The 20921-nt window shown below is 37.1% G+C and carries 17 protein-coding genes; 8 read left to right on the forward strand and 9 right to left on the reverse strand.

Annotated elements, in window-relative coordinates:
- The first annotated feature begins 137 nt into the window (after window positions 1-137).
- The 6 genes from ACLI50_RS16020 (at window position 138) to pth (ending at window position 5244) form a co-directional block, all read left to right on the forward strand.
- A complete protein-coding gene (locus ACLI50_RS16020; protein ID WP_227941099.1) occupies window positions 138-959 on the forward strand; it encodes a hypothetical protein in 822 nt (273 codons plus the stop codon).
- Complete coding sequence (locus ACLI50_RS16025; protein WP_110008427.1) at window positions 959-1786, forward strand: hypothetical protein; 828 nt, start codon at window positions 959-961, stop codon at window positions 1784-1786. Before ACLI50_RS16020 ends, ACLI50_RS16025 begins: the two co-directional genes overlap by 1 nt.
- Before the next feature lie 8 nt (window positions 1787-1794).
- Complete coding sequence (locus tag ACLI50_RS16030) at window positions 1795-2532, forward strand: hypothetical protein (RefSeq protein ID WP_202841701.1); 738 nt, start codon at window positions 1795-1797, stop codon at window positions 2530-2532.
- 153 nt (window positions 2533-2685) lie between these two features.
- Window positions 2686-3561, forward strand: a complete 876-nt coding sequence (locus ACLI50_RS16035) for a hypothetical protein (RefSeq protein WP_411414209.1) — start codon at window positions 2686-2688, stop codon at window positions 3559-3561.
- A 99-nt stretch (window positions 3562-3660) separates the two neighbouring features.
- Window positions 3661-4593 carry a hypothetical protein gene (locus ACLI50_RS16040; RefSeq protein WP_227941096.1) on the forward strand — a complete coding sequence of 311 codons (933 nt, stop codon included), beginning with the start codon at window positions 3661-3663 and terminating at the stop codon, window positions 4591-4593.
- 87 nt (window positions 4594-4680) lie between these two features.
- The gene (gene pth, locus ACLI50_RS16045) at window positions 4681-5244 is read left to right on the forward strand and encodes an aminoacyl-tRNA hydrolase (protein WP_411414210.1); all 564 of its coding nucleotides are present in this window, start codon (window positions 4681-4683) and stop codon (window positions 5242-5244) included.
- Between the two features lie 254 nt (window positions 5245-5498).
- Here the strand turns inward: pth and ACLI50_RS16050 are convergent, their stop codons facing one another.
- The 7 genes from ACLI50_RS16050 to ACLI50_RS16080 all read right to left on the reverse strand — a co-directional run bounded on the left by ACLI50_RS16050 (window position 5499) and on the right by ACLI50_RS16080 (window position 16749).
- Window positions 5499-5843 (reverse strand): hypothetical protein, encoded by a 345-nt coding sequence (locus ACLI50_RS16050; RefSeq protein WP_002982852.1) that lies wholly within the window; start codon window positions 5841-5843, stop codon window positions 5499-5501.
- Between the two features lie 2 nt (window positions 5844-5845).
- Complete coding sequence (locus ACLI50_RS16055; RefSeq protein ID WP_411414211.1) at window positions 5846-12202, reverse strand: RHS repeat-associated core domain-containing protein; 6357 nt, start codon at window positions 12200-12202, stop codon at window positions 5846-5848.
- Entirely contained in the window at window positions 12202-12657 is a 456-nt protein-coding gene (locus ACLI50_RS16060) for a T9SS type A sorting domain-containing protein (protein WP_411414212.1), read from the reverse strand. The genes ACLI50_RS16055 and ACLI50_RS16060 overlap by 1 nt, the downstream gene beginning before the upstream one ends.
- A 676-nt stretch (window positions 12658-13333) precedes the next feature.
- Entirely contained in the window at window positions 13334-13969 is a 636-nt protein-coding gene (locus tag ACLI50_RS16065; protein WP_110008437.1) for a carbonic anhydrase, read from the reverse strand.
- 52 nt (window positions 13970-14021) lie between these two features.
- Complete coding sequence (locus ACLI50_RS16070; protein ID WP_110008438.1) at window positions 14022-15614, reverse strand: SulP family inorganic anion transporter; 1593 nt, start codon at window positions 15612-15614, stop codon at window positions 14022-14024.
- A gap of 145 nt (window positions 15615-15759) precedes the next feature.
- On the reverse strand, window positions 15760-16059 hold the full coding sequence (locus ACLI50_RS16075; protein WP_076595975.1) for a hypothetical protein: 300 nt from the start codon (window positions 16057-16059) through the stop codon (window positions 15760-15762).
- Window positions 16060-16080: 21 nt separating this feature from the next.
- On the reverse strand, window positions 16081-16749 hold the full coding sequence (locus tag ACLI50_RS16080) for a carbonic anhydrase (protein ID WP_411414213.1): 669 nt from the start codon (window positions 16747-16749) through the stop codon (window positions 16081-16083).
- 367 nt (window positions 16750-17116) lie between these two features.
- On the opposite strand from ACLI50_RS16080, the gene ACLI50_RS16085 reads away from it, so the two are divergent.
- Together ACLI50_RS16085 and ACLI50_RS16090 are read left to right on the forward strand one after the other, a co-directional pair.
- On the forward strand, window positions 17117-18247 hold the full coding sequence (locus tag ACLI50_RS16085) for a helix-turn-helix domain-containing protein (protein WP_411414214.1): 1131 nt from the start codon (window positions 17117-17119) through the stop codon (window positions 18245-18247).
- Between the two features lie 125 nt (window positions 18248-18372).
- The gene (locus tag ACLI50_RS16090) at window positions 18373-18978 is read left to right on the forward strand and encodes a DUF2306 domain-containing protein (RefSeq protein WP_411414215.1); all 606 of its coding nucleotides are present in this window, start codon (window positions 18373-18375) and stop codon (window positions 18976-18978) included.
- Window positions 18979-19170: 192 nt separating this feature from the next.
- On the opposite strand, the gene ACLI50_RS16095 is transcribed toward ACLI50_RS16090, so the two are convergent.
- Together ACLI50_RS16095 and ACLI50_RS16100 are read right to left on the reverse strand one after the other, a co-directional pair.
- Window positions 19171-19725, reverse strand: a complete 555-nt coding sequence (locus ACLI50_RS16095) for a serine O-acetyltransferase (protein ID WP_110008441.1) — start codon at window positions 19723-19725, stop codon at window positions 19171-19173.
- Between the two features lie 11 nt (window positions 19726-19736).
- A complete protein-coding gene (locus ACLI50_RS16100; protein WP_411414216.1) occupies window positions 19737-20885 on the reverse strand; it encodes a glycosyltransferase in 1149 nt (382 codons plus the stop codon).
- Between the last annotated feature and the right edge of the window lie 36 nt (window positions 20886-20921).

Consider the following 20921-nt stretch of genomic DNA (forward strand, 5'->3'; position numbering starts at 1 on the left):
AAAAGTGGAGTTATGTAGAAATAATTCTACTTTTATGTGTGATTAATTCTATTCTGTAATGTGTTTATTTCTATAGGTTTATAGATGTATAACTGGAATTTTTTGGACTTCGTTGTGTAACTTTGCAGTCCTTAATTATGAAAACAATAATACATTGCTGCGTGGCTGGACTTCTTTCAATCTATGCCAACGCACAGGTGGGAATCGGTACTGCAAAACCTAAATCCGTTCTTGACGTGAACGGAAAAACCACCTTAAGAAAAGAACTTAGAGTAGGAGGTACATCAACTCAGGCTGGAGAGGCCGGGTTAAACGGCCAGGTTTTGGTTTCTCAGGGCGAGGGTTTGCCTCCTGTGTGGAAATCTTTGAATGTTTCCTTTATGGAAGAGGGGCAGTATAAGCTGATTAATTCTTATCTGTCGTCGGATCAAACGGGTATTATTTCACTTACGGACGGTGTTGCGGGTGATGGTATCTACACCAACAAAGTTGGGGATAACATTTCTGATATCACAAAAGGGAATTGGAAAAAAATAGACGGGCTTAGCAATACTTTTACCATCAAAAACGGGAGGAACAGGCTTACTTACCAGTTCCAGACCGGTATTGAGATGAAGGCTTCCACAGCTACTACAATACAAAATGTCAGATTTACCTGCGGTGTTTTCAGAAACGGAGCACTGGTAGCTGTACGCCCGGATAGAATCGCTTCCAATAACAACAGCGGAAAAGCCGGACTTCAGGATTATATCTTTACCCTTAACTATACTGAGCAGAACGTTCCTGTAGGTGTTCATAATATTGACATTGCATGCAGAAAGATTGATACTTCAAGCACTGCTTCGCAATTTGCGATCGGACGTAATGTGCAGTCTTCAAATGGAGCTTCCAGTGCATTTACTCTGGAATCTACCATGAAAATGGATGTTATCGAATACGTGAGCTATAAAAACAACTAATGATGAAAAAACTATTATCGACACTGCTTTTTAGCATAAGTCTTTTGGCAACAGCTCAGGTAGGAATAAAAACAGAGTCCCCAAAAGCAAAACTTGATGTAAACGGAGATGTGAATTTCAGAAATAAAATCGGGGTTTTTAATTCTGCTGATAATTCTGTTTTTCATGGAAATAATGACCAGATACTGGTTTCTCAGGGTGAAGGTTTTCCACCGATGTGGAAATCACTTCGGATTCCTGAATACGAACCTAATAAATTTTACCTGATTTATAACAACTCATTCTCGGATAATACAGGAATTACCTTTACCTCTTCCGAAAACTCTTCGGTAAGTATGACTTCGAGAGGAGGAACATTTACACAGGGAAAACAATATAGTACTCTTACCAACTTCAAGAAAATAGACGGGCTTTCACATGTAATCAGTGTATTCAGTACCCAAAGTAAAGCTTATTTTCAGTTTGAAACTGTTGTACAGGCAGATTTTGGGGCGGCAGGAAGTACAGACAACTCTATAGACTATGCTTGCGGAATTTTTGTGGATGACAAACTGGTCAACCTGAGACAACGAAATTTGAAAGCCATTACTACGTCATATCCTTTCCTTACTCATACTCAGATCGGGATTGTAGACAATCTTTCCAAAGGAGACCATACGGTAAGTGTTGCATGTACAAGACTAGGTTCCTATGGTGCTTCGGGTACAGGAAATAAACTTTCCATTGGAACTAATGTGTATAGCAATATCAACAGCTTTATTTCACAGTCTTCCCTTAAAATAGATGTGTATGAAGTTCCGGAAGTATTTAACACGATTATAAATTAAGAAGGATTATGAAAAAAATATTATTTGTTACATCTCTTTTGTTAGCAGCTGCAACAAATGCCCAGGTGGGTATTAATACTCCTAATCCGACTAATATGCTGGATGTGAACGGAGATCTTAACGTAGGAAAAGAATTAAGAACAGGAGGTACTGATTTACTGAAAGGTTCTGCCGGTACAGCTGGTGATATATTTCACAATAATGCGGATTTAGGTACAAATGACTGGAAAGCTATTAAAATTGCTGACGGGCAGGGAAGTATGTCTCTTTTTTCTATCAACACTGTTGCAGATAAAACAGGAATCAGCTTTTCTGGTGCCAGTGGTGCTACTAGCCCCTATGGTAATGGAGATCCTCTGACGGGAGGCTGGACTGTAATCCCAGGAACAGTAGATACATTTTCTGTTACCAACGGTACAAACAAAGCTACTTTTTCATTTCAGACCACTGTTCAGAAAACTGGTACAAATTCTGCAAGTTTTGCCTGTGGTGTTTTTATAAATGATGCCCTTAGAGCAGTGAGAACGGACGTATTATTGGGGGACAGCGGTGCTTATAAAATTTTTAACCTTAATGCTACTCTTACCAATCTTACTCCCCAAAATCAGTATTCCGTTAAAGTAGCCTGTATAAAAAGAGCCATTGCAGGAACAGTACTTGGAATAGGAACAGCGGTTGATACTGCTTTTCTCAACAGTGATATGTCGCAGTCTGTTTTGACGACATCCATACTGCAGCCTTATTAATTTTCATGATCATACAATAATAGGAAATCTAAAAACGTTATGTTTTTAGATTTTTTTTTGTTTATTAACTCTATTTCTTGTGAATTTGTTCAGATAAAGTAAAGTGTATTATCAAAAATTGAATTATATTTGGACAAGCTAAAAAAATTCTATATGGTAAAAAACTATTTTTTTAAAATGTTTGCCGGTATTGCTTTTCTTGGGCTGCTGACAGCATGTACTACTACCTCTGATCCCACAGAATCCATTCCGAATCCGGATGACGGGCCACCTCCTAAAAAGATTTTATCGAAGGTTAGTTCGAATAATGTTACTCTGGAAGAATATGCTACTACAGCGGTAACCGGAGATCTGCAGACAGCAGTATCCAAAGATGAGTCTTTTAGCGGAAGTGCTTATTATACAGCAACGGTAACATACACCAATAAAGATATTACTAAAGTTAAATATGTAAGTTCAGCAGCCTCCAGCCTCACTTATGAATTCAATATTGTTCCTGATGCTACACGTAAAAAGATTTATAATGCTACTTCTACAGCCACCGGAGCAACGCCGTCTGTATCTGTTGTAAGTGACTATGCGTTTACCTATAGTGCGACCACCAATAAGCTTACCAAAATTCTTGAGAAAAGAAAAGAAGGTGGAATCAGTGCCTATAACAGATTTATTGACTACAGTTTTGTGTACAATGGTGATAATGTTATTCAGGTTGTTTGTTCCAAAGGTCTGCTGGATATCAACGGAAACCCGAATATGAGTACGGCCGTAATAAGCAAGTATAGTTTCCAGAACTATGATAGTCAGAAAAGCCCGTATTCTACCTTGCCATCAGTATATTTCATCACCCGAAGTCTGATCAATCCGGCACAATTCTATAAAATATCTCCGAACAATCCCACTTCTATGTTTATAGAATTACCATCACCGGCTGCGCCTGTTAATACGGCTCAAAGCTATTCTTATGATAATCAGGGGTATGTGGTTGTTGAGAAAAATCAGAATGTAACTTTTACCTATAAAAATTTATAGTAGAAATATAGTTATTAATCTTACCAGAATATAAATAATATTACAAGTTTTAGGCAAAAAAAAATTATATTTGTCAAAAAAATAATCAATTACAAGGAAATGAAGCAAATTTTCTATTTTATTTTACTGATCGCAGGTTTCTCCTCAGTACATTCCTGCAAGGATATGCTGGATGAGGATGGAAATCCTTTGCTGGATCTTAACGAAACAGGAGGATTAAGCGGTCCTAGAGCATTATACAGAGAAATTACAGATAAAGACACCATCGCAGAATATCGTTATAGCGGGCTTCTTGTGACTAAAGTAATCACAGACAGTGCTTCTATCACTGATATTATGTACAGTGGCGATAAAATCAGCCAGATTAATTTTAACGGTTTCCTTGATCTGGACGGAAACGGGAAACTGGATAAAGACAGTGTATCCTACACCCAATTATTCTCTTACGGAAACAACAGCAAACTTCAGACGATTTCTGAAAACCGTTCTATTTTCAGAAGACCTCCACCTGTAATACCTGGAGATCCTCCGGGACCACAGACTTTGTTGAGAAAAGAGAAAACATCTTATCAGGTTAAGTATAGCACTGCGACAGGAAAACTGGATTCAATCATTATGAGAAACGGTCCGGATGTTCCCGGGGCCCCACTTAATTTCACCGATTATTCTAAGACAGCTTATACTTACGTAGGAGATAATGTTTCTAAAGTAGTAAGACACTACGGAACAATGACAGGAGGTGCATTTGGTGCCGTTACCGGAAAATACAGCTACGAATACTATGCATATGATGAGCAGGTAAGCCCATTCACATTGTTACCGCATGTATATAAAATTTCAAGATTATTATCTACAATAATCAATGATAAAGAAAGTCTTATCTTGTCTCCGAACAACCCTAAGAGATGGTCGGTAACAGATCTTACGCCGCCAATTCCAACACCGGTTGTAAAGAGTACCAATTACGTTTATGATCCTCAGACTTACATGACAAAAGGATATGGCGTTAATTACATCTATAAACCACAATAGAAGAATTTTTTTAACAATATTCAAACTCAATCTTTCCTAAGATTGAGTTTTTTATTTTTTATACCTTAATTTTGCAAAAAATTTCTGATGAAATATTTAATTGTGGGGCTTGGTAATAAAGGCTCTGAATATGAAAATACACGACATAATATAGGATTTAAAGTAGCTGAGAAAATAGCGGAAACCCTTGAAGCATCATTCAATACCTCCAATTTTGGCTGGCTGGCAGAAGGAAAGCACAAAGGCAGAAAAGTTTTTGTTCTGAAACCGGATACCTATATGAACCTTTCCGGAAATGCAGTGAAATACTGGATGCAGAAAGAAAATATTCCTTTGGAGAATGTTCTTATTATAACTGACGATCTTGCTTTACCTTTCGGGACTTTAAGATTGAAAGGTAAAGGTTCAGATGCAGGGCATAACGGACTTAAAAATATCAATGAAGTATTGCAGACTCAAAATTATGCAAGGCTTCGCTTTGGAATCTCTGCAGATTTTGCTGCCGGAAGACAGGTAGACTATGTATTAGGAACCTGGAATGAAGAAGAAGCTGAAAAGCTTACGGAAAGAATTGAGACCTTTTCCAAAGCTGCTCTTTCTTTCGTTTTTGCCGGATTGAATAATACGATGTCTGCTTTTAACGGAAAATAATTCAGAATTGGAATCAAGAGGATCTAAATATAATAATATTTTATTTAAAAGAATGACTACCTCAAAAAAGAGGTAGTCATCTTTGATCATTTTAAGAGTGATTTATTAGCTAAATCTATACTGGATTTCCTAAAATCTTAGGTAAAATCTTCTGATTTAGAAATATCAATTTTTTCCACTTTGCTAAAATGTTTGACTCTTCAAATCATTTATAATATTATTTTGCTAAACTTGTGAATTTTTTATAAGTTTTTTCATATATAATTGAGATCGGGTTTTCCAAAAGGTTCCCCCATTATTTGAAGAGTATTTTTTGCCATTTCTCTTACTTTATTCCACTCTGAATTTGAAAAATCATCCAAATCAACATTTCTTAAACACCATTGTATTTTAATATTCAAACGTAAAATCGATGCTATTGAAGCGTTGGAAAATTTATTATTTTCGATAAGAGAAGGTAATAATAAAAAGACATTTTCAAAACTTGATGTAACATCATCTGGAACATCTGCAAAATCGGGTAAATATTTCTCCTGTTCCTCTAACGAAGATGCTAATAATTTTAAACTTTCTACTATTTTTTTATATTGATTTTTCATATTTATGGATTTAAGGGTATTCTAAAAGTTCCATTTCCTGATGATACTTTCCAATATGGCATACCATTGAAATGTCTTGGGGTACCTGGATGATATTGTATCATTCTTCCTGTAAAATCATTACCTGTCTGATTCATTTCACGAAGTACCCAACCATTTGCTCGAGTACTTCGTCTCATAACATCATTAACCCAATTCTTTGAATTACCTAAAATGCTACGTACATATCCATAGGATTTTCCATCTAAAAGATTAGGGTTAGCCATAACATCATCAACACTTTCTAAAACTGTGCCAACTTTGCGTAATGAAGTGGTTGTCTTTGATGCTCCTTCATTACTAGCATAATTTCCTTTGAATATTTTTTGTGGCCCTTCCTCATAAACTTTTACTGGTTGTTCGTTCACAATCTTTGTCGCTACATATTGATCAGTACTGACACCAATATCCCCAATTTCTATAGGGGTAGTTTTCACAGGAGTTGCTCCAACAGTGGTAGTTTTTGGTGTATTGTTTAGAGTCCATTGAGTTCTTCCTACTTCAATTGGAGCACCTTTTAAGATTGTTCCTTGTGGAGCTCCTATTTGAGCTGCCTTTGCATTTTGGAGAATTTGGCCAATACCTCCAGTGATTGCACCTGCAGCTCCTCCTATAGCAGCACCGGATAAGCCGCCCATTACCGTTCCCTCTATCACATCTTCTCCAAACATTACGGCAGTGGCAAATCCGTTAATACCTCCTGCAACGGCTCCTCCTGAAGCTCCTGCAATAGCTCCTCCCAGAAGACCGCCCTGGATTCCATAGGCGCCTGCGGCAGCAAGGGATGCTGAACCAACAGCTGCTCCAACACCTCCAGTGAATGCCCCTACAGCAGCTCCCATCGCAATTTTTCCCCAGGTCGCTCCCCAGTTCCATTTTACTGGATTCCATGAACCATTCGCTTTTACTCCTGTTAAATAGCCGCCTATTACTGCTCCTACAACAATCCATGCAAATTCTCCATTTGGATCAGTGTAGATTAGCGGATTATTCATCACATACCCATACCTGTTATAGATCTGAGTATTGAATGGGTCCTGGATATTTTCATCCGCATTCAAAAATCTTCTTAGAAGCGGGTCGTAGAGTCTTCCGTTCATGTGGATAATCCCCACCTCCATATAATGCTCATGACCAGTATATCCTCTGTCTATCAATAATCCACCGGAGGCATTTATCAGGACATCGATGCTGGCTTTGCCTACAGCTAATCTACTTTTCCCAATACGAAGATGAGTCAGATTGCCCCATGCATCAAAATGCCTTTGTTCAAGCATATTTCCTGCTTCATCACTAATGGCCATGATGCTTCCGAGATAATCTTTATGCAAAAATTTAAAAGAACCACTATTCTCATCAAAGTTTTTCAAAAATACAATATTGCTTTCATATGGAGTACCCTCAATATAAATTGTATGTTTTTCTTTTCCATTGATATTGTTCTTTACAACTTCAAAACTACCTTCTTCACTATATAGTTTGGTAAACTCTCCATCAGATTCCGGATCAAAAATTCCTTTATAGGTAGCTCTTTGTCTCATACCCGTTAAGCCATACTGGAAAGCCACCGTCCCTTTTTCCCCAACAATATATACCGGATCATTATTCTCATTATAAAGGACAGTCTGCACCAAATCCTGATCATAATTCATCAGCCCTTCATTATTCAGCGTCATACCGGTAGCCTGATAGATCTTGTCAGCATTTTCATACTTGATAGTTCCCACCTGGTCATTTTCCAGTATTCTGCCTTTCGCATCATAAATATTTCTATTGGTAAGAGGCTTTAATCCAGAAATAGGATCTGTCCAGTTAACCAGACGATTGTTATCGTCGTAATCAAAATATTCTGTTTCAAAAGGGAGAAGAGATTTTCTGCTTTTGAGTTCGTTTTTAATCGCATCAAAACTGTAAGAGGCCTTAAAAATATCTGGTTTTATCAGCGAGGAATGATTAACATTGGTCAAAAATCCGTAACCATCATATTCATTATTAATTTCAGCTGCTCCCAATTTAGCCCTTACCAGCAGTCCTTTAACGTTGGTTTCTTTCAGTTCCCATAAAACTTTCCCTGAGGTTTTCTCCTTAACCTGGTAAAGCTCACCATTCCACGAATTGTAAAGATTTTCCACCGAAACTGTTGTTGTTCCAACGGATGTCTGTATTGCCTTTTCGTAGGAGCTTATTCGTCCCTTGCTGTCATAGACAACATTTTTGTGTGAAAAGTAGGCTTCAGGAGTTTCCTGGAAAGAAGAAATAGTCCTTCCCTGCGGATCATAGTTTATCGTGTACGTATATTTCTTTCCATTGGATGTTCCCTCTTTTACAGTAAGTCTTCCCTTATTGTTATAGGAGAAATTAATCGCTTTATCAGTTTCACTTCCGGTGGTGGACTTTTCATTCTGTAGGATAAGCTGCCCAAGGCTGTTGTATTGATACCTTTTTTCACCCTTTGGACTGATTACTCTTGACAGAGCTCCCATATACCCAAGGTACTGATATTCATATACCCCGGTAGAAGGATCTTCTACCCGTATTTTATTTCCCCAGTCATCATACATTGTGGTTACAATATGCTCCGCATATTTAGCCTGGATCTGTTGACCTGCTGCATTATAAGAAAACTGTACTGTTCCTCCCTTATCGGAAGATGATAGTACATTTCCTAAAGCGTCAAGTGTCTGGGAAGTTGTTCTGCCGTAATCCAGAAGACTGGTTTCTTTTACTGTTGTGGTCAATCCCGATATGATGGTCTCAGTCTGCTTCCCGGTAAATGCTGTGGCTTTTACCTTAGCCGGGAATACCGTATCATCATATGCAAAGGTGTTCCATTGAGAGGCTCCCTGTCCGTCAAAATAAGGTTCAGATTCTTTGGTCTTTCTACCCAGGATATCGTATTGAACGTCTTTAGAGACAAACTGTCCCTGTGCGAAAGCTTTGGAAGATGTTTTATATTCCTGTCCCAGCTTGTTGGTAAACACTTTTACTACCTCTCCATCGGGATCATTACGGGTAATGGTTTCATTGTATTGGCTGTCTTTAGTGTACAGGTATGTTGTAGTTCCTGTTAAGCTGGAAGCCGAACTCTGGAGTTTACCCCATACATCATAGCTGTTGGTGAGGGTATTGCCGTTCGGATCTGTTTGGGTCAGGACCTGTCCAAGGCTGTTATAAGTAAACCCGGTTTCCAGTCCGAGATTATCCGTTTTTTTTATGATAAATCTTCCCGTAGGATCATACTCATCTTTCTGAGTTTTTGAATTTCCGTCTAATCCTGAAATGGTCTTTTTACCCGTGATATTCCCAAACCCGTCATAAGAAAATTCTTCTGTTACTGCCTGGGTCGCATTATTTCCCGGATAAAACTGGCTGCTTTTTAAAAGGTTATTCTCATAGGTATACGTGGTAAAGGTATTTTGTATATCACCATATGCTTCATTCTTTTCAGCCTTGTTTGTCGGTCTTCCTACATAATAATTATTTCCGGTTCCCCAGATATTATGGGTATAGTCAAACTCAGTGGTAGATACTCCGTAACCATTGTTCGTACTGATTTCAATTTTGGCTGGCAGGTAATAGTTCTCATAGGTTGTTACTTTCTGAACAAATTTTCCGGTTAAAAAATCTTTTGTTTTGACAAACTTAGGAACAATGGCAGTAACAATTTTGGACTGACTACCAGTGGGAATAGAAGTAATTACCTGACCATTCAACAGCTTATCTGCTTTGTAGTCTACAGATTCGAAGCTCAGCAGCTGGTTATTATTCTCTGAAATATCTGCAGGAAAAATATTACTTTCATTATTAGTCCTGATACTCCATTCTTTTACCGGTGCTCCATCTAAATTTGGATCTATTTGTGATCCGGACCATATTTTAGTATTTTCAAAACCATCTGCATACCAGGAAGAACGGGCTATCTGTTGGAATCCCAATAATTTTTTTCCCTGAAGGTTTCCTACAAGGCCTCTGTAACGGAAATCCTGCTTTCTGCCTTCTTCTATAAGCTGGGATACTGCATATGCCTGATCTACCCTGGTCATAGCATACTTAGGATAAATCTCTTTCTTTTCTTTCTTGTAGAAATCAGGAGTCGTAGTATTACCCGGAACTACTTCCAGATATTTTACAGATGTAGTCACCCCTCCCTGAGTAATCGAAGTCATTCTTGCCAATTCAGAAACAGGGGTAGGCCCTTTTATTTTTTTCAGGAACTGCTTCCAGTATAAAAAGACATTATAATAATTATTCCCGGACTTTATTGAATTGGTAATCGGGGTAAAGAGAGTAAGATCCAGAATATCCGGGGTACCATATACCGGGCTTTGAAATGACCAGTTGGGAGTAAAATTAGGTGTTCCGCTAACATCTGATCCATTAGCCATCTTTGCACTTACAACATAACCGAAATCCCTTGAACCAGCTGCGTTATACATATTGATCTGGTTATAGGAAAATACCTGAACAATATCAGATTTTCCGTCTTTGTTCATATCGGTAACCGAAAAGAAATATTGTCTGGCAAATTTGGCGTAATCAACTGTCACTTCTTTCTGGAATTTCCTGTAGGTGAAGAATTCCTTCTTCAGGAAAGGAGCAAACCCTTTATCAGTTCCCATGTAAAACCTCCAGTCGTCGGGTTTTCCTATCGCATAATCGGTAATAGGGATTGCAAAGTCAAGTTTTCCGTCTCCATTGTAATCACCATATAAGACAGGGAATTCCGGATCTCTGGTTTCCAGAAGTGTTCCGGAAAATCTTATTTTCTGCAGGTATGTATCAGCACTGTATTTTACAAATTCAAAAACAGTATATTGTGCACCAGATACATTAATAATTTCCACTTTTCCATCTCCATCTATATCCGTATACTTTCGTTCTTTAGAATCATTTTCATTAATTCCGGACGTAAGCAGTAAACCAAGTAAAGGCGTAGCCGGATTTTTAAGGTCTACGATACCTTTTACATTAAACCCTGCAGGTGCACCATCATCAAGAAAAGCATCAGGTATTCCATCTCCATTAAAATCACCTACTTCAAGAATTAAATTATCACCAGCTGAATAAAAAACGGTATTGCCAAGACTTTTATCGAATACCTTTACAAAAGCATTATTTCTAAAAATATAGCCGTAGATCCTGCCATCCTTAAACTCAACAATTCCATTCCCATTATATACCTGTCCTTCTTCGTCTAATAGTGTACTAACTATTTTAGCATTGCCAGCAAAAGTTTTCCCTGTAGAAACTGTAGTAAAAGTTTCGTTAAAAGCCCCCAGCTTTACTGTGCCATTATTCATCAGGAAGTCCAGATAAGAGTCTCCATTAAAATCTGCCACCAATTTGACATCATTAAAAGGTTCAGGCTCAGCCGTATATTCTGCATAGGAAGAATTGACCATACCCGGATAAGTGAAAGTAACCGGATTGGAAGGCTCGTTATTAGCATTATATTCGGTGATCTTCCCGACAAACTGGTAATTGGTTCCATTGCCTGTATATTCTATGCTGTACCGCTTAAACTGATTGTTATTGGTAAGTACCTTTACCTCTGAAAGAATCTTATTTTGGTAAGATTTGAGGCCCTGTACATATGATTCCTCTTTTAAGTCTCTATCATTATAGGAGAACTGTATGGTGTTCATATGAGGGGTATTCAGATCCATATTCCCACCCCAGCTTATGCTGCTTATCATGGCAGTACGGGTTCCCTGGACATAACTGTAAGTAATGTAATTTCCCTGTGGATCTTTCCATTCGCTTATATTATATTCATTGGGTATTCTGGAAACAGGATTACGGCCATACCATGCCTGAGAACCATCCTCAAAAGTTACTTCCCAATATTCCGGACCATACCATCCGGCTGCGGCTCCTATTGATTTAAATTTGGTGTTGGAATATTTCTCTGTTACATATTCAGCTCCGTCTTTGCCATATACACCTGATTTCAGCACCAGTCTTTTACCATTAAAGCTGTAATAATCAGAGTAATCCATCTGAACTCCCTTTACCTCTCCTTCATTTTCAATGTTCTTCCCTATTCTGCTGATAGTGGTTATTCCTGAAATACTCCATCCAAATCCGGCAATACCGTTCCCTGTCTCACTGTTGTACACTAAACCTACCTGAGGTGAAACTGTTTTAATACCGGGAGGCAAGTCCAGAGGCAAAGAAAACTGTAGCTGTCCGGCTCTGTTGACTTCAATATTTCCCTTAGTATCATGAAAATACTGAGAAAAGCAGAAAATTGAAGTGAAAGATAATAGCAACGCTGAAAATAGCTGTATTTTCTTATGATTGTATTTTTTCATAGCCATTACCTCTTAGTGATGTTTTTACTGAAAATTCTTCCGTCTTTCAGGGTAAAGCGCAATATGTATACGCCCCAATCATAACCAGTCATGTTGATTTTCAACTGCCTGTTAAGTCCTGGCATGTTCTTCTGCTGAAATTTCCAGTGTACTGTACTATGTTGATATAATGATACAGACTCAATCAGCGTGTCCGTTTGTTCCGTCCAGTCAATGGTTAAGATATCATTTACCGGAACCGGGTACAGACGTATCTGCTTCCAGAAAGTTTTTTCATCTATCAATTGGTTTTTGGAAAGGGAAGCACTTTTAAGTTGTGTTGCAGATTTTCCCGCAATGTCTTCAGGCCCCCGGTAGCGTTGGCTTCCTGATTCGTCATACTTAAAGTAGACCTCGGTTTGCTGGGCATAGGATATGCTTAGCCCTGTGCATAATAATGCACCTAAATAGATTTTTTTCATTTTGGTGTCTTTTTAGAATTAAAAATTTGTATTAACTGATAATGGGTAAGTATCCCGTTTATTATGGGATCTTATGCAGGATCTTGCTATCCTGACAGAAAGAATGTTTTCATAGCTTGTGTTTTTAGCGTATAATACTATAATCCGGCTACAAAGCAGGATATCGCAATACAATAGTCTTTATGGGACACTAAGGCTAAAAGCCCCGCACAAAGAAAATAAGGGTGAACCTTATAGTGTGCATACAAGAAATTAATTAGAGGAATATAATTTCTTTTTCTCTTGTTAATTTTTAATACACATTAATTTAAATTACTAAAAAGTAAAACTGCAGTGTTTGAGGTATGTTTTATAATAAAAATTTCAGGTTATAGTCATTTTTTTTGAGATATAAGTTTTAGTTTTTTTAGTTTCAAAGCTATAGCTTATAATAGCTACAAATCATGTCGTATCTTTTTTCTTTAAAAAGATACGAAACTGCAATATATAATTAATCTTCAATAATTAAAATTAAATCTCTTTGAAATGAAATATATTGCTGTTTAAGCCAATTTATTGACAAGATAGGTTTATAATTATCTTATTTTATGATGATATACGATAAAAAATAAATGCCACCGGAATTCCGGTGACATTTTCTGTAAATTATAATTGAATTTTAAAAAAATATTACTTTTTACAACCAGGTTACTGCACCTGTTTCAACGTCATAATTGGCTCCCACGATTTTAATTTTACCCTCAGTTTCAAGATTTTTAAGTGTTGAACTTTGCTTACGGATATCTTCAATCGCACTTCTTACGTTTTGCTGATTAAGCCTTTCAAGAAGCGAGCTGTTTTTTGATGAACGTTCTTCGTTTTCTTCAATGATTTCATTGATAATCGGGTTGAAATGGTTGATAAGGTGGTTTAGGTTATCCATTCCCAGTCCTTCAATTTGTGCGGCATCAAGGCCTCCTTTCAACGCCCCGCATTTGGTGTGTCCTAATACTACAATAAGCTTGGAACCGGCAACATTACAACCAAATTCCATGGATCCCAGAATGTCCTGATTCACAAAGTTACCGGCAATTCTGATACTAAAGATGTCTCCCAATCCCTGGTCGAAGATAAGTTCTGCAGAAGTACGGCTGTCTATACAGCTTAAAACTACTGCAAATGGCCACTGCCCCTCACGTGTTGCATTCACTTGTTCAAGAAGGTCTCTGTTTGCTTTAAGGTTGTTTACAAATCTCTGGTTTCCTTCTTTTAAGAATTCCAATGCTTTCTCAGGGGTAATAGTAGACTGGGTTTCGTATGTATGCGCTTTCATATTTTTTATTGTTTTCAAATTTAAAGTTAAAAAAATTAATTAATTATTGAGATTACATGGCTCTTTTGTGAGTCACAAGAATATGGGAATCCTGACTTCTTTCGTAATCTCTGTATGAAGTTTTAAAGCCTATCAGTTCTACATTGATGTCTTGTTCCTTTGCGCGGATATTGGCAAAATCCTGGATCATTTCCAGTACATCGGTGGCAATATAGGATGTACTTCTTGCATCAATGATTACTGTAGAATTGGGTTTTATATTTTTAAGAGTTTTTTTGATGGCTGCCTTATTTAAAAATGATACTTCTTCAGCAAGCTTGATATTGATTCCATCAGCGTCATCCAATCTTTCTCTGCTTAAATAATAAGCTCTTTTCATATTTCCCTGAAGAATATAGAAAACGGAGATGGCAAGACCAATTCCTACTCCTTTTAGCAGATCTGTTGCCACTACAGCTACAACGGTTGCTACAAATGGAATAAACTGGAATTTTCCTAAGTGCCAGAAATGTTTGAACGTAGCCGGCTTTGCCAGTTTATATCCTACTAAAATTAATACCGCAGCCAGTGTAGCTAATGGAATTAAATTGAGAACAACAGGAATGGAAAGAACACAGATCAATAAGAAGACTCCATGAATGATTGCCGAGATTTTTGAGGTGGCCCCTGCATTGGCATTCGCAGAACTTCTTACCACAACAGAAGTCATTGGAAGTCCGCCAATAAAAGAACTTACAAGGTTCCCGATTCCCTGGGCCTTAAGCTCAAGATTGGTATCTGTAATTCTTCTCTGTCTGTCTAACCGGTCTGAGGCTTCAATACAAAGTAACGTTTCAATAGAGGCCACAATCGCAATTGTTGCTCCTACGATCCATACTTTTGGATTAGTGAAACCATTAAAGTCCGGAGTCGTGATCAGATTTTTAAAATCATCAAAAGACTGTGGAACCGGCAGGGAAACCAAATGCTGGGTTTCGATAGCCAGAGAGCTTCCGGACATCTTAAAGAGTTGATTCAAAAGAATACTTATAATTACGGCAACCAACGCTCCCGGAAGCATTTTCATTCTTTTCAGTACATGGATTTTGTCCCATGCGATAAGGATTGCTACAGAAACCAGTGTAATAACAATGGCTCCCGGATGGATCGCTCCCAATAATTCTGTAAAATATCCGAAGTTTAAACCGTTATCAAAAATAGATTCATGGCCTTCATAATCTTTATCGAATCCTAAAGCATGCGGAATCTGTTTTAAAATAATAATGATTCCTATGGCTGCCAGCATTCCTTCAATAACATTATTAGGGAAATAGTTGGAAATACTTCCGGCTCTTACAAACCCTAAAACCAATTGAATAAGTCCTGCAATGATCCCTGCACAAAGGAAAAGTTCAAATGCGCCAAGATCTGTAATTGCTGTTAAAACGATAGCTGTCAGACCTGCAGCGGGCCCGGAAACTGAAATATTTGAATTACTGATTGTTCCTACTACCAGGCCGCCTACGATACCGGCAATAATACCGGATAATGGTGGAGCACCTGATGCTAAAGCAATTCCTAAACACAACGGAAGTGCTACTAAAAATACCACGAGTCCTGAAGGAAAATTTTCCTTGATTCCTCCTATTAATGATGTCTTTTTCATAATGTGAAGCTGTAAGGTATAGCCGGCTTATTTTTTTTAAATAAGTCAGTTATAAAAAGTTGAGAAAAAATAATTTTTAATGTACATGAGTCTCCGATATCAAAAATGATATGGAAATGGTATCAAAAAAATCTAACTATAGGAGTTACGCTTCCGGAGGGGGAGAAAATATAGTAAGTAAAGGTGAAAGATGAAAAGAATCATCAATCAGAACAAAAGACATACCCTGAACATCAGGTTCTGAAAACTTCAGATAATCGAACACATCTAAAGGTTTCGGAATGGTCTTTTCGTAAACAATGAATGAGGATGGGTGAGAATGAGGCTCTTCTTCATTGATTATTACATTCGTTCTTGCAATATCCCAGCCCGCCACCGCAGCAATGCCCGGCAGCGCTGTAAAATTCAGAAAAAACGTTAATACAATAATACTCCAGAATTTCATTTTACCTTCTTTTTAGAAAAACTATTTAGTCTTTCTGCTCATTACCCAATCTGAACCTGTAAGATTATAGATCTTTTGGATATCTTTTAAGATTTTCTCAAAATCAATCTCCAGATCAATGATTTTACCTGTTCTAAGGTCAAATACCCAGCCGTGAACAATAGGATACTCTTCTAAAATGTATCTTTCCTGTACACAGGCCATTTTGATCACATTGATGCACTGCTCCTGAACATTGAGTTCTACAAGTCTGTCATAACGTTTGCCTTCGTCCTCAATAGAATCCAGTTCTGCCTGATGAAGTCTGTACACATCACGAATGGTTCTCAGCCATGGATTCAATAATCCCAGATCCTGAGGTGTCATCGCTGCTTTTACACCGCCACAGTTGTAATGTCCGCAGACAATAATATGTTTTACTTTCAGATGTTCTACAGCGTATTGAATAACTGCTGTGGAACTCATATCTAAAGTATTAACAACATTGGCGATGTTTCTGTAAACAAAAACTTCTCCGGGTTTTGCTCCCATCAACTCTTCTGCGGTAGCCCGGCTATCTGAACAGCCGATGTACAGATAATCCGGATGCTGAGTTTTGGCAAGTTCATGGAAGAAATCCGGATTTTCAGCTACTTTGGACTCTACCCATTTTTTATTGTTTTCGAAAATAACCTCGTACGATTGTGACATAATTTTAAAATGTGTAATTATTTATTTCGTTTAAATTATTTCCAAAATCAATAGATCAAATCAATAATTATGCAAAAATATAATTTTTGTTAAATAATAAATCACTTTTAACAAAGTTTAATATTAAAATATGCTTAAAATCATATTCACTATTCCAATATTATTTGTAGTACAGCTATTGAGGAAATCCAAACGTTTAAAAAGCAGGATAAAATTACGAAGTATAATTTAAAATTTGTGATTTATGAATTAAAATATTCTTAATTCTTGAGGCAATATGAATTGTTTTTGCTGAAATAGTTAATAAAAAGACTTTGTATATGTCAAAAAATAAATAATTTAAAGCTCTGATTAATTTATCTATCTAATGTCTGATTTTGGTCTGCAGTCTTTACCATCGGCTTTTTATCTGGCAGGAGTATTCATTGCCTGTTTCTCTTCATTTCTGATTGCAGGGAAACGTAAGAAGATAATGGCTGATTATATTCTGGCAGCATGGTTTCTGATTATAGGAATACATCTTATTTTATTTTTGTTATTTTTTTCCGGCAGCTATATAAAGTTTCCTTATTTTCTGGGCTATGAAGTTATCTTTCCCTTTATTCATGGCCCAATGTTATATCTGTATGTTTTGTGTGTTACAGGAAAAGCACCGGACAAAAAGATCTGGCTTCTGCACTTTGTTCCTGTTTTGATTGTCTTGGTAATGCTGTTCAAATTATTGATTTTGTCTCCATGGGACAGGCTTGCCATTTATCAAAGCGGAAGCAGCCAATACAAAATGATAAGCAGTATTCTCAAATATATGATGATACTATCCGGAATAGTATATATTGCATTAAGTTTTTTTGCCGTCAGAAGGTATACAAGAGAGATTACTGACCAATTTTCAAATACAGAGAAAATTAATCTAAAATGGCTGTATTATCTTATTGCCGGATTAGCTTTGATATGGATTGCCGTGATGATCAGAAATGATATTCTTATTTTTTTCATCGTTGTTCTGTTTATCGTTGCCGCCGCATATTTTGGGATCAGCCGTGTTGGAATTCTGAACTTACCTGTAATAGAAGTCAATGTAAATGGAGTAGAGATGGATAATGAAGCGGTAAAGTATCAGAAGAATTCTCCGGGAGAGGAGGTGATCATAGCTGTTTATGAAAAGCTTGTTTATCAAATGGAGAAAGAAAGGCTTTATAAAGATCCTGAGCTGAATCTGAATCATACTGCCGAATTACTGAAAGTTCATCCTAATATACTCTCTCAGGCAATTAATTCGATTGAAAATAAAAATTTTTATGATTATATCAATCGTCAGAGGATTGAAGAATTTAAAAGGATAGCAGTACTTCCTGAAAACAGAAAATATACCATTCTTTCATTAGCATTTGAGAGTGGATTTAATTCTAAAACGTCGTTTAACCGGAATTTTAAAAAGTATATGAACTGTTCGCCCAGAGATTTTTTAAAGAGCCAAAGCATAGAGATTGAGATGTGATGATTGGTCTGATGATAAGATATATCGTTTAATCATAATGGTTTACAAATATGTTCCACCTTTCATTTTGGGACAATCGATGCTTTTATATTCCTCATTTTTACAGAAAAAAGAAATCAGGTATTATGAAAAAATTATTATTTGTAGTGATGGGTGTACTGGCTTTGCTGATCGGAGCCTATCCTCTTATTTATGCTTTCGTTGAATCTAAAAATACTTTTCTGGGTTCAAAATCTCCCGAATTACTCCACAGCATGATTTGGACAACAGCATTTTTTGCCCACATTACCTTTGGAGGACTTGCTCTTTTTATAGGCTGGCGTCAGTTTGGAAGTTCATTCCGGAATAAATACCTGAAGATTCATCGGATCATTGGTACTTTTTACGTAATTGCTGTGATGATAAGTTCTGTCTCAGCTATTTATATGGGATTTTATGCCAATGGAGGTCTGGTTTCAGCAATTGGGTTTATATGTTTGGGATTGATCTGGTTCATAACAACTCTCGCTGCCTTGGTAGAAATCAGAAAAGTTGATATCATCAGACATCAGCAATTGATGACTTACAGTTATGCCTGTACCTTTGCTGCTGTAACGTTGAGGTTGTGGTTTCCTTTGCTGAAAAATATTACAGGAAATCCTACAGATTCCTATATTGCTGTAGCGTGGTTGTGCTGGGTTCCTAATGTATTAATTGCCTATCTTATTAACAGAAAAGTAGCTGTTGCGTAAGTTGAGCGTTGATAAGGAATTTGATCTGTTTGATTTCAAGTATTGTGTGGAACCGTCATAACAGCTCAGTTTTTTGAATTTCAATCAGATAGAATCTGTTGCTAGGTTCGGGTGGCTTCCATGATGTGAAGAACTACAAATTTACCCTCTTTTCAAATGTATTCGGAATTTTTACAATAAGTACTGTGTTTACTACACCTTACGGTTGATATAATCCTTTGTTGCATCTGCTGTAGGGATTATTTTTGCAGGATTTCCAATGACAACAGAACCGGAGGGAACATCAAAATTGACATAAGAATTGGGAACAATCAATACATCATTTCCGATCGTGATATTTCCTACAATGACAGCATTGGTACCAATCCAGACTTCATCTCCAATAACCGGATATCCTTCATTTTTTCCGCGGTTTTGCTGGCCTATAGTGACTCCATGGGCGATATTGCAGTTTTTCCCGATCACTGTTTTCGGGTTGATGACAAGGCTTCCAAAATGTCCTAAATAAAAACCTTCACCAATCTGCGTTTCAGGATAAATCTGAAAACCGTATTTGATCTGGTAATGTCTTAGTACAATTCTCCAGAAAATATTCAAAAGAGGAGTTTTCTGATACTTCTGTGCTTTTCTCAGAATGTAAACAAAGTGAAGATTGGGATTGATGCATTTTTTCCAGATCTGAAACGTTGAAAGCCACTTTCCGCTTTCCCGGTAAAAGTCTTTTTGAATGATTGAATAATCTGCCATCGTCAATATTTTTATACTTCGTCAATTATTTTCTGAAGATGTTCCACAGATTTTTCCAGAACAAACGGAAGCTCTGTTTCCGAAATTCGTTTTTTGTATTCTTCAGCAATATTTTTATCCGTAAGAAACTTTTTCATTCCTTCATAGATTCCTTCCTCGGAATTTGCAGTGATATTTCCAAGCTTTCCATCCTGCAGAAGATCTCTGATGCCGGAAATATCCGTAGCAGAAATAGGTTTGTTGAGGATAAGAGCTTCGGCAATAATCGTGGGGAATCCTTCATGTCTTGAGGACATAATATAGAAATCCGCCTTTTTCATATAAGGATAAGGATTACTGCTGAATCCAAGCATTTTTGCAGTATCCTGAAGCCCCAGCTGATTAAGCTGATCCTGAATAGTATTAAAATCATACCCGTCGCCAATGATTAAAAGCTGATGCTTCAGCCCTTCGTCAATAAGTTTTTTGTGAACATTGAGTAATCTGTCGTATCCTTTCTGAGGATATACGGTTCCTACTGTTACAAAAGTGGGAAGATCATTGCTGAAAGGAAAATCATCAACTTTAATATCTGCCTTTCTTAACGTATCATTTTTGTCAATAGGGTTGAAGATCTTAATCACAGATGCTTTTTCAGCTTCATTTTTAGCCAGATTGTGCATCCCTTCCTGAAGCTTGTTGGAGATGACCAGAATTCTGTCAAATCTGAAAAATTGTCTGATCACTTCAGGAGTGTATTCTTTTAAATTGAAAATATCATTCTGTACCCAGATAATCTTTTTCGAATCTTTTTGAGGACTGGAGAGAATTTCCTGATGCATCGCATGGATAGCAGCAATCTCTACATCATATTTTTTATTCTTTAAAACAAATTTGTAAAGAAGGAAAGGGAACCAAAGAAACATTTTCTGATAAAGAACCCTGTAAGCTTTCACAGGAATATCCTGCAGCCTGTTGGTGGTGATCATTTCTCCTTTTGTCAAATAGTACAGTGTCACCCATGATGGGACCTCTTTAATGTATAACCCCGAATAGAGATTGAGCAGAAGATCAACTTCATACTTATCAGCAGGCAGATTCTTCAAAAAGTTGATTAATACTTTCTCAGCACCACCATGACGTAATGAACCTATACGAATGAGGAGTTTTTTCTTTTTCAATTTGTTTTTTTCTATTTTATGATTTTACAAGATAAA

This window comes from Chryseobacterium cupriresistens, from assembly GCF_046614675.1.
GTDB lineage: Bacteria > Bacteroidota > Bacteroidia > Flavobacteriales > Weeksellaceae > Chryseobacterium > Chryseobacterium cupriresistens.